Genomic DNA, 15,462 nt, shown 5'->3' with positions numbered 1-15,462 from the left:
TTATCCTCCTAAACTACGTCGTTACTAATTCTTTCGTATCTTCTAATTTCACTGAAACAAGATTGGAGACGCCTGATTCCTGCATGGTGACGCCATACAGTACATCTGCCTCTTCCATCGTTCCTTTACGGTGTGTGACCACAATGAACTGGGTCTCTTTACTGAAAGCACGCAAGAATTTTGCAAACCGGCTTACGTTCGCTTCATCCAGTGCAGCCTCTACCTCGTCCAAAATACAGAATGGCACAGGCCGGACTTTCAGGATCCCAAACAACAGTGCGATTGCGGTTAGTGCTCGTTCTCCTCCAGAAAGCAGGGCCATATGCTGAAGCTTCTTCCCAGGAGGTTGCGCGAGGATGTTGACCCCTGTGTTCAACAGATCCTCGGGGTCAGTCAATTCAAGATCCGCTCGTCCCCCTCCGAAGAGTTCACTGAATATCGTCCGGAAGTGTGTGCGGATCTCAAAAAATGACTCCTTGAACCGTTTCGTCATTACTTCATCCATCTCTGTAATGATACCGTATAATGTAGCTTTTGCTTCATTCAAGTCGTCACGCTGATCTGTCAAGAAGTTATATCGCTCAGAAACACGCTCATACTCATCAATTGCACCCAGATTGACCGTACCTAATTCTTCGATCGCCTGCTTGATCAGTTTCACTTTCGTACGAGCTTCATCGGGGTCCATCTCCAGTTTGTACTTTTCTTTCGCCCGCTCATACGTCAACTGGTATTCTTCACTCAAGTGAGTCAATCGATTTTCAAGCTCCACATCCAGGCGGTTCATCCGAACTTCTTCTTGGTGAATGCCGTCTGACATCTGCTTATGGACTCTTTTCAATTCTTTCAGTTCCATTTCGTGCTTTTCGATATTCTCTTGTCTTTCCGTCCGCTCTTTACGACGGTCACCAATCAACTGGATGGTCGCATCCTTATCTTTTCGATGCTGTATGATCTGCTCGTCCAACGCTTCTTCATCAGAAGAACTCGTGTTCACTGCTTCCTCTAACAACCAGAATTCTTCTTCCGCTTCCTCTAAGACTTGGACTGTTTCATCCAAATCATTCTGTAGACGACGAACAGTATCTTTTGAGTTCGTGTACTGTTGCTCACATTGAGCGACGTTCACCTTAAGCGTCGTAATGGACTCATTCAAGTCTTCCTTCGTCGTTTGGGCGTTTTTCTTCTGATGCGTCAAACGTTCGACTTCAGTTTCAAGTTCAGACGCTTTATCTTCAGAGGTCTTTAACGATCCTTTCAAGGTTGATATCCTTTTTTCCATCGTTTCCTTTTCTGAATGGAATGCACCTTTCTCACGGTCATACAGATAGAGATGCTCGTTGATGTTTTTGCTTTCGAGTTCAATCTCACGGAGTTCGCCTTTCAACTGTTGTTCCTTAAGACGAATTTGCTCCCCGTTCTCGCGCATCGACTCCATACTCGACTTCTGTTCTTGCAACTCAGCTTTCCCGTTTTTCACTTCCATTTCCAGCTTTTCGGTCTGGACTTCCATGGAAGATAATTTTTCAGTGATTGTTTCTAGTTCTCGTTGTCTCGATAACAGGGAGCTGTTCTTCTGCTTCATGCTACCACCTGACATCGACCCGCCCGGATTGACGACATCACCTTCAATGGTGACGATTCTGTATCGATGCTTCAAGAGCCTAGCCAATGCGTTCGCACCTTCTAAATTTTGTGCAATCACTACATTACCAAGCAGATTTTCAATGACGTTTCGATAACGATCGTCAAAGGTGACAAGATCGGAAGCAATCCCGATAAAGGAGTTATGGCTGCGTACCTTCTCTACCTCTTGTGAAGGCAGTTTTCGGCTTCGAATGACCGACATTGGTAAAAAGGTCGCTCGTCCAAGTCGTTTCTGTTTGAGGAATGTAATGGCGGCTCGCGCATTTTCTTCAGAATCTACAACGACATTCTGCGTAGCTGCACCAAGGGCTGTTTCCAAGGCGGTCTCTTGTTCCTTCTCTACTGTCACAAGCTCAGCAACTGCCCCTTCAATGCCCTTCAAACGTTTTCTACGTTCCTTAAGAATCTCTCGGACTCCCTGGAAAAAACCACTGTAATCGTCCTGCATTTCCTCAAGCATTTCTTTTTTCGAACGGAATTGTTGGATGAACTGATAGGCTTTGTAAAGGTTCGATTCTTTTTCAGAAAGCTTCGATTCATCTTGCTCAATTTGTCTTTTCAACTTCAGAAAACCGTCCATCTGTGTTTCCAGCTGCTCTTGCACAACCGACAACTGCTCCGTAAGTTCAGCTTTTCTGGTGGTGATTTTCTCCCGCTCTTCAATATATTGCTCATGACGTTCATCGAGTTTGCTCGTTTTGTTCGATTGCTGCTCAAGCTGCTCCGTCAAATAACGGATTTCGTTTTTGATCGAGGTCTGCTCATTCAAGCAATCGAAGAATTGGCTTTTCAACTGTTCAAGCTCTTCTTCAATGTTCTTGTCCATCATGACGAGCTGACCTTCTTCATCCTTCAACTGCGCCTTCAATTGACTTAGCTTGTCCTGATGCTGTTTCAACACTTCTTTTTCACTGGTCAACATTTTATCAATGGATTGTTTCTTCTCTTTGTAACTCGCAATCTTCTTTGTCAGCTGTTCTTTATTCTGATGATAGTTCTTCTTTCTCTCCCGCATGACTTCACGTTTACCTTCATGCTTTTCAAGCTCTTCGCTGACGTTCAGCAAGACATCTTGCAATTCATCAATCGACTCATCCAAAGCAGACAACTCGTCCCGGATCTTATCGATGGAAGCCTCTTTTTCAAGCACTCGTTCTTGAAGCTTCACTTCTTCCTCTTTCAATCGTTCAATCTCTTTGGACTTCGCTTCCCAGCGACTATGTAGATCCTCTATTTCATGGACGATCAATGCGGATTCGATGACCTCAAGCTCACTTTTTTTATCAAGATAATCTCTTGCAATGGAAGCTTGGATCTTGAGAGGCTCGACTTGATCTTCCAATTCATAAAGAATATCTTCCACTCGATTGAGGTTCTCTTCTGTTTCCTTAAGCTTTTGCTCCGCCTTGATCTTACGTGTCTTATATTTCAAGACCCCAGCCGCTTCTTCAAAAATTTTTCTGCGGTCTTCTGGTTTACTGCTTAAGATCTCTTCGACTTTACCTTGTCCGATGATGGAATAGGCTTCTCTCCCTAAACCGGAATCCATGAACAAATCGATGATGTCCTTCAATCGACATTGCTGACGGTTGATCAAGTATTCGCTATCTCCAGATCGGTACACTCTACGAGTAATACTGATTTCATTATATTCAATCGGTATATGCTGATCTTCGTTATCCAATGTAAGTGTCACTTCGGCAACATTCAGTGGTCTACGTGTATCACTACCTGCAAAGATGATGTCTTCCATTTTAGCGCCACGCAGCGATTTGGCTGATTGTTCACCAAGCACCCATCGGACTGCATCCGATATATTACTTTTCCCACTGCCGTTCGGGCCAACAACAGCTGTAACCCCTGGAACGAACTCGATTCCGATTCGTTCAGCAAAGGACTTGAACCCTACGACATCTAAACGTTTGAGGAACATGTAAGATTCCCCCTTCCCTTGAATACATACCTATATATTTTATCATAAAGAGGAAAGCTGAAGAAGAACACAAGTGAAATTCAACAAGTGCCCATGATTCATGCTACAATGAAAATTGATCAACGAATCGTAGAAAGGATGGTTCTGTGAATCTTAGTGTCAAAAGCCAGGAAAATATGGCGTATATGCTTGAGCAAATGCAAAAACAAATGCAAGTTGTCAATACAGGCGTCATGCGCTCTGAAGACTTTGATGTCGATCAATATGAAGATCTGAAGGACTTATATGAATTCGTCATGAAAAAAGACCATTTCAGTGTCAGTGAGACTGAAGGCATCATTCAAGAATTGAGTGAGTTGCGCAAAAGTAAATAAGTCAAGAAAGGGTTGCCTCCATAGAGGCAACCCTTCTTCATTCCGCTCATTTAGAGTTCAAGTATTGTAATGCTTCTCGGGCGGCCTGCTGCTCCGCTTCTTTCTTGGAACGGCCATGCCCTACTCCTAATCGTTCACTGCCCAAATATACTTCTGATGTGAATTCACGGTTGTGTGCAGGACCTGTTTCTTGTACGATCCGATAATCAAGTGTACCGTGATTTTCACGTTGTATGAATTCCTGTAGCTGACTCTTGAAATCCATCACATGGGAAAAAGCACCTTCATTAATCTTAGGATACACATATTCGTCCAAAAAGCTCTCTACCACTTCTAGTCCCTGATCGAGATAAAGAGCACCGATGAAGGCTTCGAAAACATCCGCCAATAGCGCAGGTCGAGTACGTCCACCTGTATTTTCTTCCCCTTTACCTAATAAAACAAGATCTCCGAATTTCAATTGATGTGCAAAGGTCACTAGTGATGGTTCACATACGATGGCTGCACGTAGCTTGGTCAATTCACCTTCGGACATATTGTGATATTTCTTATACAAGTACTGTGAAATCGTCAGCTCAAGGACTGCATCTCCTAAAAATTCGAGGCGTTCGTTATCGTCACTTGGACGTTTACGATGCTCATTCACATACGATGAATGAGTAAAAGCTTGAAACAACAACTTTTCATTATTGAAGTGGATGTGCAATTCTTTTTGAAACGCAGCAAAACGGACTGAAAGTTCTTCTTTCGTAAAAGGTCTGCGTTTCGGTCTTGGATATTTATTCTTTGATGAAGTACGGTTGGACATAGTGACCTCCATAATTCCTTTCGCATGTCATTTTTCTAATGTGTATTCCATTTGTTTTTCCTTTATATTAGCAGAAAATTAGATAAAGGGCTGACCGGTAAGGGTCAACCCCGACAAACTATTGATGGCTGTTTATGTAATTCACTACATCGCCAACAGTAGCAATCTTTTCTGCATCTTCGTCAGAAATCTCCATATCGAACTCATCTTCAAGTTCCATAACAAGTTCAACAACATCTAGAGAGTCTGCTCCAAGATCTTCTTTAAAAGAAGATTCTACTTTCACTTCTTCCTCATCAACCCCTAAACGGTCAACGATGATTTTTGTAATACGCTCTTGAATGTCTGCCATGTCCGTTCACCTCCTCTCAAGTAATTATACGAGAAGTATACGACTTCGTAAATTGTGATTGTCTTAATCTTTTAGGTTTTGTTAAATAGTCATGTTGATTTCTTCAAAATCACTCCCACAGGATGTCCCGGCTTCGACGTTCACCACAGGAAGTGGTGGCTGTTAGTCGAAGATCCTTTTAAAAAGTGTGGGGTCTCGCCTGGCTCGCTATTCCCGCAGGAGTGTCGTAAATTTCATGCGAAATCACCAAGGAACAAAGCATCGTGATCTAAAAGCTTCAAATATTCTAAATGAAAGCTAAAAATTGAGGATAAACAGGGCCTCGAAATACAAGGCACGGCAGTTGCGAGGACCGGAGCGTATATATAATACGTGAGGATCCGAGCAACAACGTAACGCAGTAGTTCGAGAGACATGTTTACCAGAAATTTTTAGTTACATTACCATGCCGCCGTCTACGTGGATAGTCTGCCCCGTAATATAACTCGCCTCATCCCCCGCCAAGAACCTCACAGCAGCTGCGATATCTTCCGGTCGACCGAGTCTTGCGAGTGGGATCTGCTTGAGCATTTCATCTTTTACGTTCCCTTCAAGCGCGTCAGTCATGTCCGTTTCGATAAAGCCTGGTGCAACTGCGTTGACTGTGATGCCACGGCTGCACAATTCTTTTGCGGTTGATTTTGTCAGACCGATGACTCCTGCTTTGGCTGCAACATAGTTCGCTTGTCCTGGGTTGCCGGATACACCGACGATGGAGGCGATGTTGATGATACGTCCTGAGCGCTGTTTCATCATTTGACGGGTCACCGCTTTCGTGCAGTTGAAGACACCTTTAAGATTCGTGTTGATGACAGCGTCCCATTCTTCTTCTTTCATTCTCATCAACAGATTATCACGTGTGATTCCTGCATTGTTGACCAGAATATCAAGTGATCCGAACGTGGAGATGACTTCTTTGATCATAGAAGTTACGGAGTCCATACTCGCTACATCCGATTGGATTGCGAAGGCGTTACCTCCGTTTTCTTGGATCTCTTCAACAACTTTACGTGCTTTTTCTTCACTTCCAGAATAGTTGACGGCCACGGAAGCTCCTTGACGGGCAAGTTCAAGTGCAATTGCTCGTCCGATTCCTCTAGAAGCACCTGTTACTAACGCAGTTTTACCACTAAGCATCGTTTCATACCTCCTTCAGTTTTTCCATCGCAGCAGTCAATGATTCAGGATCAGATATGGCGATGGTCGTTGCACGACGATGGATTTTCTTCACTAATCCAGATAGAACCTTACCTGGTCCGATTTCGACGAATGTATCTACACCTTCGTCTAACAAGAACTGAATCGTTTCTTCCCAACGGACAGGAGAATATATTTGTTCGATCAATTTCTTCTTGATTTCAGAAGCTTCTGTGACTGCAGTAGCTGTTACATTCGCAACGACAGGGATCGCAGCATCAGAGAACGTCAATTCATCGAGGACGTCTCCCATCTTGTCCGCAGCTGGCTTCATCAATTCAGAGTGGAATGGACCACTGACTTGAAGAGGGATGATTCGCTTCGCTCCTTCTTCTTTTGCAATTTCAGAAGCTTTCTCTACTCCTTCTTTCGTACCGGAAATGACAATCTGACCAGGGCAATTCAAGTTCGCTAATTGGACAGAATCTCCTGCTTCCGTCACCCGGTTAGTGATGGTCTGAAGTGCATCAGCATCCATACCGAGGATGGCTGCCATCGCCCCTTCCCCTGCAGGAACCGCTTCTTCCATGAACATGCCGCGCTTTCGTACAGCATAAACCGCATCTTCAAACGAAAGTGCACCTGAAGCAACCAGAGCAGTATATTCACCCAGACTGTGTCCAGCGGTAAAGTCTGGTTGGACCCCGTGTTCTTCCATTGCTTTCAAGATCGCTATACTTGTAGTCAATAGTGCTGGTTGTGTATTCTCCGTACGTGTCAACGCATCTTCTGGACCGTTTTTGATGATATCCGATAGCGCATATTCAAGTCTTTGGTCCGCTTGCTTGAACACTGCTTCAGAGCGTTCGTTTACTTTTGCGATTTCTTGACCCATCCCTACTTGCTGGGAGCCTTGTCCTGGAAATAAAAATGCTACTTTACCCATTTATTCCTCATTCCCTTCCAATCGAGATGCCTTTTCTGTAATAATGTCCACCACGTCATGCTCTACCATATGGCGCGCTTGTCGAATCGCGTTCAAAATCGCATTTGCATCCGAAGAGCCGTGGGCTTTTATGACAGGAGCTCTTAAGCCGAATAAAGCGGCTCCCCCATACTCACTGTAATCCAGTTTTGCCTTCAACGCTTTGAATTGTGGTTTCAAGACCGCAGCTGCCAATTTACTTTTCATTGAGCTCATCAATTGTTCCTTCAACATTGAAAAGATCGACATCGCTGTTCCTTCAATTGTCTTCAAGACGAGGTTTCCAGAGAAACCGTCGCAAACGACAACGTCAGCAATTCCATCCAAAAGGTCACGTGCTTCCACATTTCCGACAAATTGGATGTGCTCTGAGTCTTTCAACATCTGATAGGTCTTCTTGGAAAGTTCATTTCCTTTCCCTTCCTCAGTGCCAACATTCAGCAAACCGACTCTCGGGCGTTCTATATCCCTTACTTTTTGACTGTAAACCGTACCCATCAAGGCGTACTGATATAGGTGTTCTGCTTTTGCGTCCATATTGGAACCGACATCCAACAACACAAATCCTTGTCCGTCTAGCGTAGGTAATGTAGGTGAAAGTGCTGGACGATCAATGCCTTTGATTCGACCTACGTGAAGAAGCCCGGTCGTCATCAACGCGCCAGTGTTCCCAGCAGAAATACAAGCATCCGCTCGACCTTCCTTCACTTCGACAGCAGAAAGGACCATTGATGCATCCTTTTTCCTTCTTACAGCTCTGACAGGTTCATCTTCACTCGTAATTTTTTCTGTTGTATGTAAAATGTTCAATCGGTCGGAATCACTTAAATATTTCTTGATTTCGTTTTCGTCACCGACCAATGTGATCTCTAAATCTTTATATTCTTTGACGGCTTCCATGGCACCCAGAACGACTTGCTCTGGTGCATGGTCACCTCCCATTGCATCAATGGCAATTCTCATCGATCCTTTTACGTCCCTTCTGTTTGCCTTTTATTCGAACGGAACATTGTGAAAATGCCCTCGAAGACCAGTTCTTGTTCTACATAACTTCTCACTTCGACAATTGTCCGATCAGCTTGATGTTCTTGGACCACTGCTTTAGCAACTACACGCTCGCCAACTTTCACCTGTCTCGTAAATCGTATATCCGATTTACTTGTGAGCGCCAGTTCATCGTTGATGATTGCAACAGCTAATGAATTGGCTTGTGCGAACAAATGATGACCACGTGCGATATTATGCCTTGAGAAAACATGCTCTTGTTTGATGTCGAGTATCGAGATAGCTGACTCATCAAGCTGCAAGTCGATGATTTCACCTATGACATCCTCAATGGAAAGAGCCTTGACTTCATCTAATTGTTGCTGAGCTACATTCTTGATCCTTTCCCGCAACTCTGGAATCGAGAGTTCCAGCCGATCCAGACGAATGGTCTGCACGCTGACCTGGAATTGATTCGCTAAATCTTCATCTGTAATGAAAGGATTGATTAGAATGGTCTCCTTCAACACTTGTTGACGTTCCTTCTTATTACGCTTCATTACTTCACCATCTCTTACTCTTATGAGTAGGTACTAAAAGTAGTATATAATGATTAGTCCTCATTTTCAAGGATAAGAGGACTAATCAAGCTCTTCCCAATGCTCAACCTGACTCATCAGCCAATTACGTAAAGAAGCGTACTCATCTTCTTTCCAAAATACATCGGAATTGACCATCGTTGCTGCATCTTGTCTGGCAAACTCGAGTGCACGATAATCATGCACTAAGTCAGCAACTTTAAATTCCGGGAGTCCGCTCTGCTTTTTGCCGAAAAAGTCTCCTGGACCACGAAGTTCGAGATCTCGTTGTGAAAGCTCGAAACCGTCATTCGTCTCGGTCATGATTTGCATACGTTCCTTTCCTACGTCCGATTTTGGATCTGCAATCAGGATACAGTAGGATTGCGCATCACCACGTCCGACACGTCCTCTCAATTGGTGAAGTTGGGCCAACCCGAAGCGCTCGGCGTCATAGACGACCATGACGGTAGCATTTGGAACATTCACTCCGACCTCAACGACCGTCGTCGATACGAGAACTTGGACATCATTCTTACTGAACCTCGTCATCATCTCTTCCTTCTCATCGACAGCCAACCTTCCATGCATCAAACCGACATTGAAATCCGTGAAATATTGTTGAAGCTGCGCATGCACATCTACAGCATTTTGGAAATCCATCTTATCCGATTCCTCGATCAACGGACAGATGACATAGGCTTGTCTTCCATTTTCAAGTTCTTTTTGGATAAAAGCCAGCACCCGATCCAACATGCCGTGCTTAGCCCAATAGGTTTCGATCGGCTTTCTACCTGCAGGCATCTCATCGATGGTCGACACATCCATGTCTCCGAACGCAGAAATGGCTAACGTTCGTGGAATAGGCGTCGCGGTCATGAACAGAACATCAGGAGTAATGCCTTTCTCCCGTAACACTTTCCGTTGATTCACACCGAACCGATGTTGTTCATCCGTTATGACGAGACCGAGATTTTGAAATTGAACTTCTCCTTGAATCAGAGCATGTGTACCGACTAGGAAATCGACTTCCCCTTCTTTCACCCGTTTCAAAATTTCTGCACGTTGCTTGCCTTTGATAGAACTCGTCAACAGCTCTACTTGGATGTCCATCTCTTTAAAAAGATCGGTCAAAGATTCATAGTGCTGCTCAGCTAAAATTTCTGTAGGTACCATCAGAGCGGATTGCATTCCTGCGGTTGCTGATGCATACATGCTAATTGCGGCAACAATCGTTTTCCCCGAACCGACATCACCTTGAAGTAACCGATTCATCCTATATGGGGAGCTCAAATCTTTAAGGATCTCATCTGTCACACGTTGTTGGGCTCCCGTCAATGGGAAAGGCAACGAATGGATGAACGCTTGCAGCTTGGCTTGATCAAATGCTCTCGCTTTTCCATCGGTTTTTTCCTTTTCTTGTTTGCGCCACCATTGCATCTTCAATTGGAAAAGCAACAGTTCCTCATACACGAAATATCTCCTTGCATGTTTCAGATGCTCATGGCTCTCGGGGACATGAATCCATTGAACCGCTTGCCTCCGCTCAATCAATTTGTACTGCTGTCGCTTCTCTTCCGGTAATATGTCCTCGATGTATCGGACATATTGATGAACGGTTTGATGGACGACATTTTTCACACGTTTGACCGTCCAATCTCCTTTAACAGAGTATACAGGCTCAATCTTTTCATCCTGTTCCTGATGACCAAATGTAACATGCTGCCCGGTGATTGTCAGTCGATGTTGATCCCATTTCCCAGTGATCGTCACAGGTTGCCCGATCGAGAAATTCTTCTTCAAAAAAGCTCGATTGAAAAAGACTGCAGTGACGAGATACTTGCCAACAAGGACTTTGACGGTCAATCTTGATTTCTTCCGGCCATAATAGCGTAAAGAAGGTTCGCTATGAACCTTCCCCTCTACAGTCGCTTTTTCATCATGCTTAAGTTCTGTCAGATCCTTTACTTGAAAATCCTCATAACGATAAGGAAAATACAAGAGCAGATCTTCAATTGTATAAATGTTCAGATCGGCAAGCTCTTCCGCACGAGCTTCACCGATCCCTTTCACTTGGGTAACAGGTTGATTCAAATCCATTATTTCTTCTTTAACGGAACTCCGTAGATCTTCGCTTCTAGCTCTCTACCTGTAGGAGTCGCCGCTAATCCTCCTTGTGCAGTTTCCTTCAATGCTGTCGGCATGGATTCGCCGATCTTATACATAGCGTCAATGACTTCATCACATGGAATTCGACTAGTGATGCCAGCTAAAGCCATATCTGCAGCGGTAATGGCGATACTTGCGCCGATTGCATTTCGTTTTACGCAAGGCACTTCCACGAGCCCAGCGACAGGATCGCAAACGAGCCCTAACATATTCTTCAACGCAATTGCCATCGCCTGTGCAGATTGCTCAGGGGAGCCACCTGCAAGTTCCACAATGGCTGCTGCAGCCATTCCAGTCGCTGATCCGACTTCAGCTTGACATCCTCCAGCAGCACCAGATATGGATGCGTTATTCGCCACGACAAATCCGAATGCGCCAGAAGTGAACAGATATCTGACCATCTGTTCGCGAGTCGGGTGAAGTTTATCTCGCAACGCAAACAAGGTACCTGGGACGACGCCAGCAGAACCCGCGGTCGGTGTTGCACAGATTGTGCCCATCGCAGCATTCACTTCATTCGTCGCTACTGCTTTACTGACTGCATCCAATACCGTAGTTCCTGCAAGACTTTTTCCACTCTCGATATATTTTTGCAAAAGGACAGCATCCCCGCCGGTGAGGCCGGAATGGGATTTCACGCCTTCCTTGATACCTTTTTCAACCGCTTGCTCCATGACATCAAGATTTTTTTCCATCAGGTCCATCACGGTTTCACGATCTCGCCCAGTCACATCCATTTCTTGCTGGATCATCACTTCAGAAATCGGGATATTCTTTGAGACGGCTCGTTCAACCAATTCACTGACATTACGGAACATCATATCGATAACCACCCTTCTATTTATTCATGAATTCGAGTTGCCTTGATGATGTGCGGTAGCTTTTCAATTTCTTCTAGGACGGAATCTTCCAAGTTCTGATCGACCTCGATAGTCATCAACGCTTCACTACCGACTTCTTTTCTGCCGACCTCCATATGTCCGATGTTGATTTCCAGTTTGGCAAGGAGATTGGCAACACCTGCAATCGCCCCATATCGATCATTATGGACGACGAGCAGAGCTGGATGATTACCGGATAATCGAAGTTCAAAACCGTTCAACTCAATGATTTCGATCTTTCCACCACCGATTGAAATCCCTACGATTTCAAGCTCCCCTTGCTCATCCCCCATCCGTATCCGAGCTGTATTGGGATGGTCGGTCAAAGCATCTTCTTCCGTCATTTTCACTTTGATCTTTTCTTTCTTTGCGATTTTCAAAGATTCACTGATCCGTTCATCGAACGTATCAAAGTCTAGGATTCCACCGACAATGGCTACATCGGTCCCATGACCTCTATAGGTCCTTGCAAAGGAACCGTAAAAGGATATATGTACCCAGTCCGGTTTACGTCCAAATAATGAGCGCGCTACCCGGCCGATTCGGGCTGCACCGGCTGTATGTGAACTGGAAGGACCGATCATGATTGGTCCGATGATATCAAAAACGCTTTTAAACTTCATCCTACATTCCTCCAGGATAAGCGGTTTTTTGGAACTATGATGGAAAAACTCCCCTGATATAGAATATTCCTACCCGATCGGTCTTCAGAAAGATCATGGTAGGAATATGTTTAGCGTTTATTCAACGGAAATGATATACGAATAGATGGGTTGTTGACCCGGATGGATTTCAACTTCCGCATCTGGGTAGTGCTCCGTAATATAATCTTCTAGCGCTTCAGCATCTTCCTGATTGGCATCTTCGCCATAAATGATTGTGACGATTTCATCATCTTCATCAATCATTTCAGACAAGAGAGCTTCCACCGCTTCTTTCTGGGACTTCTTCGACGTAACGATTTTCCCATCGAATATACCCATGAAGTCGTCCTTTTTGATTTCCACGCCATCAATCGACGTGTCTCTTACTGCGAACGTGATTTGACCGGATTTCACATGGCCAACCGCTTCAGTCATACTCTCTTGATTCTCTTCAAGAGATGCGCTTGGATTGAAGGCCAGTAGGGCTGAAATACCTTGTGGAACTGTTTTCGTCTTAACGACAGCAACGTCTTCATCTACAACAGAAGCTGCTTGTTCTGCTGCCATTACGATGTTCCCGTTGTTCGGTAGGATGATCAGCTTTTCAGCATGCGCTTCTTCGATGGCTTTCACGATGTCTTCCGTACTTGGATTCATCGTTTGACCTCCTGCAATCACGACAGTTGCTCCCAGGCTCTTGAATAATTCTTCAATGCCCGATCCCATTGATACTGTAATGATGCCGAAAGGTTTTTTCTTTTCTTGGACTTTGACTTTCGGTTCGTCCTTTTCACTTTCTAATATTGCCGTGTGCTGCTCGCGCATGTTTTCAATCTTAATATTGATCAGATCTCCATACGATTGCGCAAGAGACAGCATATCTCCCGGCTTTTCCGTATGTATATGAACTTTGACAAGTTCCTCATCCGAAACGACGAGCAAAGAATCACCATGTTCATTCAGCTCGTTACGGAAATCGTCTTCAGAAAACGGATTTTGATCCGTCTTCTCTTTCTTGAACTTGACCATGAACTCCGTGCAATATCCAAAATGGATATCTTCCGTTTTCATGTGCATTTGAGCTTTATGGTGCTCCGCGCTTACCAGTTCATCCATAGAAGGTCCGGAAATGCTTACTTCTGGCAACTCTTTTCCTTCAAGTACAGCTAAAAACCCTTCATAGATCGTGACGAGTCCTTGACCGCCAGAATCAACGACACCGACTTCCTTCAAAACCGGTAACAGATCCGGTGTACGATCAAGTGATTCTTTCGCTTCCTTCAACGTTTGCTCCATCAAGGAAACGAGATCATCCGTTTTACGGGCTGCCTTAGATGCTTTCTTCGCTGCATCCTTTGCAACTGTAAGGATTGTCCCTTCTACAGGTTTCATGACTGCTTTATATGCCGTTTCCACTCCGGCTTCCAATGCTTCCGCAAACAGCTTTGCGTCCACTGATTTTTTCCCTGTAAGTGCTTTAGAGAACCCTCGGAAAAGCTGGGAAAGAATAACACCAGAATTTCCTCGCGCTCCCATCAAAAGACCTTTAGAGAATGTAGATGCAATCAAACCTGCATCGTCCGTGTCAAGACCTTTCACTTCCTTCACACCAGAAGTGATGGTCAAATTCATATTGGTTCCTGTATCTCCATCCGGAACCGGGAATACATTCAGGGCGTCGACCATCTTCACATTTTTGTTAAGATTGTCCGCCCCATAGATAAACATCTGGGAAAGCTTTTTCCCGCCTAACTTCTTCTCTGTCACGAATTCTTCCTCCTCGTTACGGGTTCGTCACCCTCACGCCTTGAACAAAGATATTGACGGAATCAACTGATAATCCGAGCATTTGATCAAGCGTATACTTCACTTTTGTTTGAACATTGTGAGCTACTTCAGAAATTTTCGTTCCATAGCTGACGATGATATACATGTCTATGTGTACTTCATCCTCTTCTTGGCGCACGACGATTCCACGGCTGAAATTGTCACGTCCTAGAAGCTCTGTAATGCCATCTTTAATTTGCTTTTGCGATGCCATTCCGATAATACCATAACAATCGATTGCGGCTCCACCTGCAATCGTAGCGATCACATCGTTAGAGATATCAATTTCTCCATACTTAGTTTTCATTTCTATAGACATGTAGAATCCTCCCTTGGATTTAATACCTATGACTAGTGTCATTTTACTATAATATCTAACATTTTAAAAGAAAATATCAATATTGGCCAATATCATGTCAAGTAAATAAACTTGATAATGCTTGTTGCAATCTAAGAACACTCGTGCTACTATAGTGTAGTGTTTTCGTATAAACTATAAACTGCATTATTTCTCTTATTTGCAATAAAGGAGGTACATTCATAATGGCTAGAAAATGTGTTGTTACTGGTAAGAAAACAAGCTTTGGAAACAAGCGTTCACACGCATTGAACACTACGAAACGTAAATGGGGAGCGAACGTTCAGAAGGTTCGTATTCTTGTTGACGGTAAGCCGAAGCGCGTATACGTTTCTGCTCGTGCCTTGAAATCAGGTAAAGTAGAGCGCGTTTAATTGTATGAAAAGAAAATGAACCCAAGATCGGGTTCATTTTTAATTTCTGGGACCTGAAGCACCTCGCTTCCGGTCCTTTTTCGTATATTCGAGTACCGCAAACGTCTCATTCGCACCCCGATTTCGGCTTTTTCTCAGTTTCGAGTACCGCATAGACAAAACAAAAAAGCACCTCGGTTGGTGCTTTTTTGCTTACCCCTTCTTAAAGGACCCTAGGACCGCTCTTACAAATCCCCCTAAGAACTTCGGCAGTTTGATGGTATAAAATTTCATGATTCCGCCTCCTCCAACGTTAGTTTCCGCACCCAATCTCTTCGGAAAATTAACATTCTATTTAAGTATATTCGTCTACTTAAAAAAAGTACCAGGAGT

The 15,462-nt window shown here is 44.2% G+C and carries 15 protein-coding genes; 2 read left to right on the top strand and 13 right to left on the bottom strand.

Annotated elements, in window-relative coordinates; all coding sequences use genetic code 11:
- Window positions 1-13 precede the first annotated feature (13 nt).
- Window positions 14-3,580: a chromosome segregation protein SMC gene (gene smc, locus ACSVDE_RS05395; RefSeq protein ID WP_439299924.1), complete on the bottom strand. Its 3,567-nt coding sequence runs from the start codon at window positions 3,578-3,580 to the stop codon at window positions 14-16.
- 146 nt (window positions 3,581-3,726) lie between these two features.
- Here smc and ACSVDE_RS05390 point away from each other — a divergent pair, with 146 nt between their 5' ends.
- On the top strand, window positions 3,727-3,954 hold the full coding sequence (locus ACSVDE_RS05390; RefSeq protein WP_439299923.1) for a DUF1128 domain-containing protein: 228 nt from the start codon (window positions 3,727-3,729) through the stop codon (window positions 3,952-3,954).
- Between the two features lie 46 nt (window positions 3,955-4,000).
- On the opposite strand, the gene rnc is transcribed toward ACSVDE_RS05390, so the two are convergent.
- The 11 genes from rnc to ACSVDE_RS05335 form a co-directional block, all read right to left on the bottom strand.
- Complete coding sequence (rnc, locus tag ACSVDE_RS05385; protein WP_439299922.1) at window positions 4,001-4,762, bottom strand: ribonuclease III; 762 nt, start codon at window positions 4,760-4,762, stop codon at window positions 4,001-4,003.
- 118 nt (window positions 4,763-4,880) lie between these two features.
- Window positions 4,881-5,114, bottom strand: coding sequence for an acyl carrier protein (acpP, locus tag ACSVDE_RS05380; protein ID WP_439299921.1), 234 nt, complete (start codon window positions 5,112-5,114; stop codon window positions 4,881-4,883).
- A gap of 435 nt (window positions 5,115-5,549) precedes the next feature.
- Window positions 5,550-6,290 carry a 3-oxoacyl-[acyl-carrier-protein] reductase gene (gene fabG / locus ACSVDE_RS05375; RefSeq protein WP_439299920.1) on the bottom strand — a complete coding sequence of 247 codons (741 nt, stop codon included), beginning with the start codon at window positions 6,288-6,290 and terminating at the stop codon, window positions 5,550-5,552.
- A gap of 4 nt (window positions 6,291-6,294) precedes the next feature.
- Window positions 6,295-7,236 (bottom strand): ACP S-malonyltransferase, encoded by a 942-nt coding sequence (fabD, locus tag ACSVDE_RS05370; RefSeq protein WP_439299919.1) that lies wholly within the window; start codon window positions 7,234-7,236, stop codon window positions 6,295-6,297.
- Entirely contained in the window at window positions 7,237-8,238 is a 1,002-nt protein-coding gene (plsX, locus tag ACSVDE_RS05365) for a phosphate acyltransferase PlsX (RefSeq protein WP_439299918.1), read from the bottom strand.
- Window positions 8,239-8,246: 8 nt separating this feature from the next.
- Window positions 8,247-8,819, bottom strand: a complete 573-nt coding sequence (gene fapR / locus ACSVDE_RS05360; protein WP_439299917.1) for a transcription factor FapR — start codon at window positions 8,817-8,819, stop codon at window positions 8,247-8,249.
- 81 nt (window positions 8,820-8,900) lie between these two features.
- Complete coding sequence (gene recG / locus ACSVDE_RS05355) at window positions 8,901-10,937, bottom strand: ATP-dependent DNA helicase RecG (protein ID WP_439299916.1); 2,037 nt, start codon at window positions 10,935-10,937, stop codon at window positions 8,901-8,903.
- Entirely contained in the window at window positions 10,937-11,824 is an 888-nt protein-coding gene (sdaAA, locus tag ACSVDE_RS05350) for an L-serine ammonia-lyase, iron-sulfur-dependent, subunit alpha (protein ID WP_439301936.1), read from the bottom strand. The genes recG and sdaAA overlap by 1 nt, the downstream gene beginning before the upstream one ends.
- Before the next feature lie 23 nt (window positions 11,825-11,847).
- On the bottom strand, window positions 11,848-12,510 hold the full coding sequence (gene sdaAB, locus ACSVDE_RS05345; RefSeq protein ID WP_439299915.1) for an L-serine ammonia-lyase, iron-sulfur-dependent subunit beta: 663 nt from the start codon (window positions 12,508-12,510) through the stop codon (window positions 11,848-11,850).
- A gap of 117 nt (window positions 12,511-12,627) precedes the next feature.
- The gene (locus tag ACSVDE_RS05340; protein WP_439299914.1) at window positions 12,628-14,298 is read right to left on the bottom strand and encodes a DAK2 domain-containing protein; all 1,671 of its coding nucleotides are present in this window, start codon (window positions 14,296-14,298) and stop codon (window positions 12,628-12,630) included.
- A gap of 16 nt (window positions 14,299-14,314) precedes the next feature.
- Window positions 14,315-14,677, bottom strand: a complete 363-nt coding sequence (locus ACSVDE_RS05335; RefSeq protein ID WP_225065629.1) for an Asp23/Gls24 family envelope stress response protein — start codon at window positions 14,675-14,677, stop codon at window positions 14,315-14,317.
- A gap of 224 nt (window positions 14,678-14,901) precedes the next feature.
- Here ACSVDE_RS05335 and rpmB point away from each other — a divergent pair, with 224 nt between their 5' ends.
- Window positions 14,902-15,090, top strand: a complete 189-nt coding sequence (gene rpmB, locus ACSVDE_RS05330; RefSeq protein ID WP_226551145.1) for a 50S ribosomal protein L28 — start codon at window positions 14,902-14,904, stop codon at window positions 15,088-15,090.
- Between the two features lie 192 nt (window positions 15,091-15,282).
- On the opposite strand, the gene spoVM is transcribed toward rpmB, so the two are convergent.
- On the bottom strand, window positions 15,283-15,363 hold the full coding sequence (gene spoVM / locus ACSVDE_RS05325; protein ID WP_007202502.1) for a stage V sporulation protein SpoVM: 81 nt from the start codon (window positions 15,361-15,363) through the stop codon (window positions 15,283-15,285).
- Window positions 15,364-15,462: the final 99 nt, after the last annotated feature.

The organism is Pseudalkalibacillus sp. Hm43 (assembly GCF_051842935.1).
In the GTDB taxonomy this organism is placed as follows: Bacteria; Bacillota; Bacilli; order Bacillales; family Fictibacillaceae; genus Pseudalkalibacillus.
Note: the sequence above shows the minus strand (reverse complement) of the source record. Positions and strands in the feature narration are given on the sequence as shown.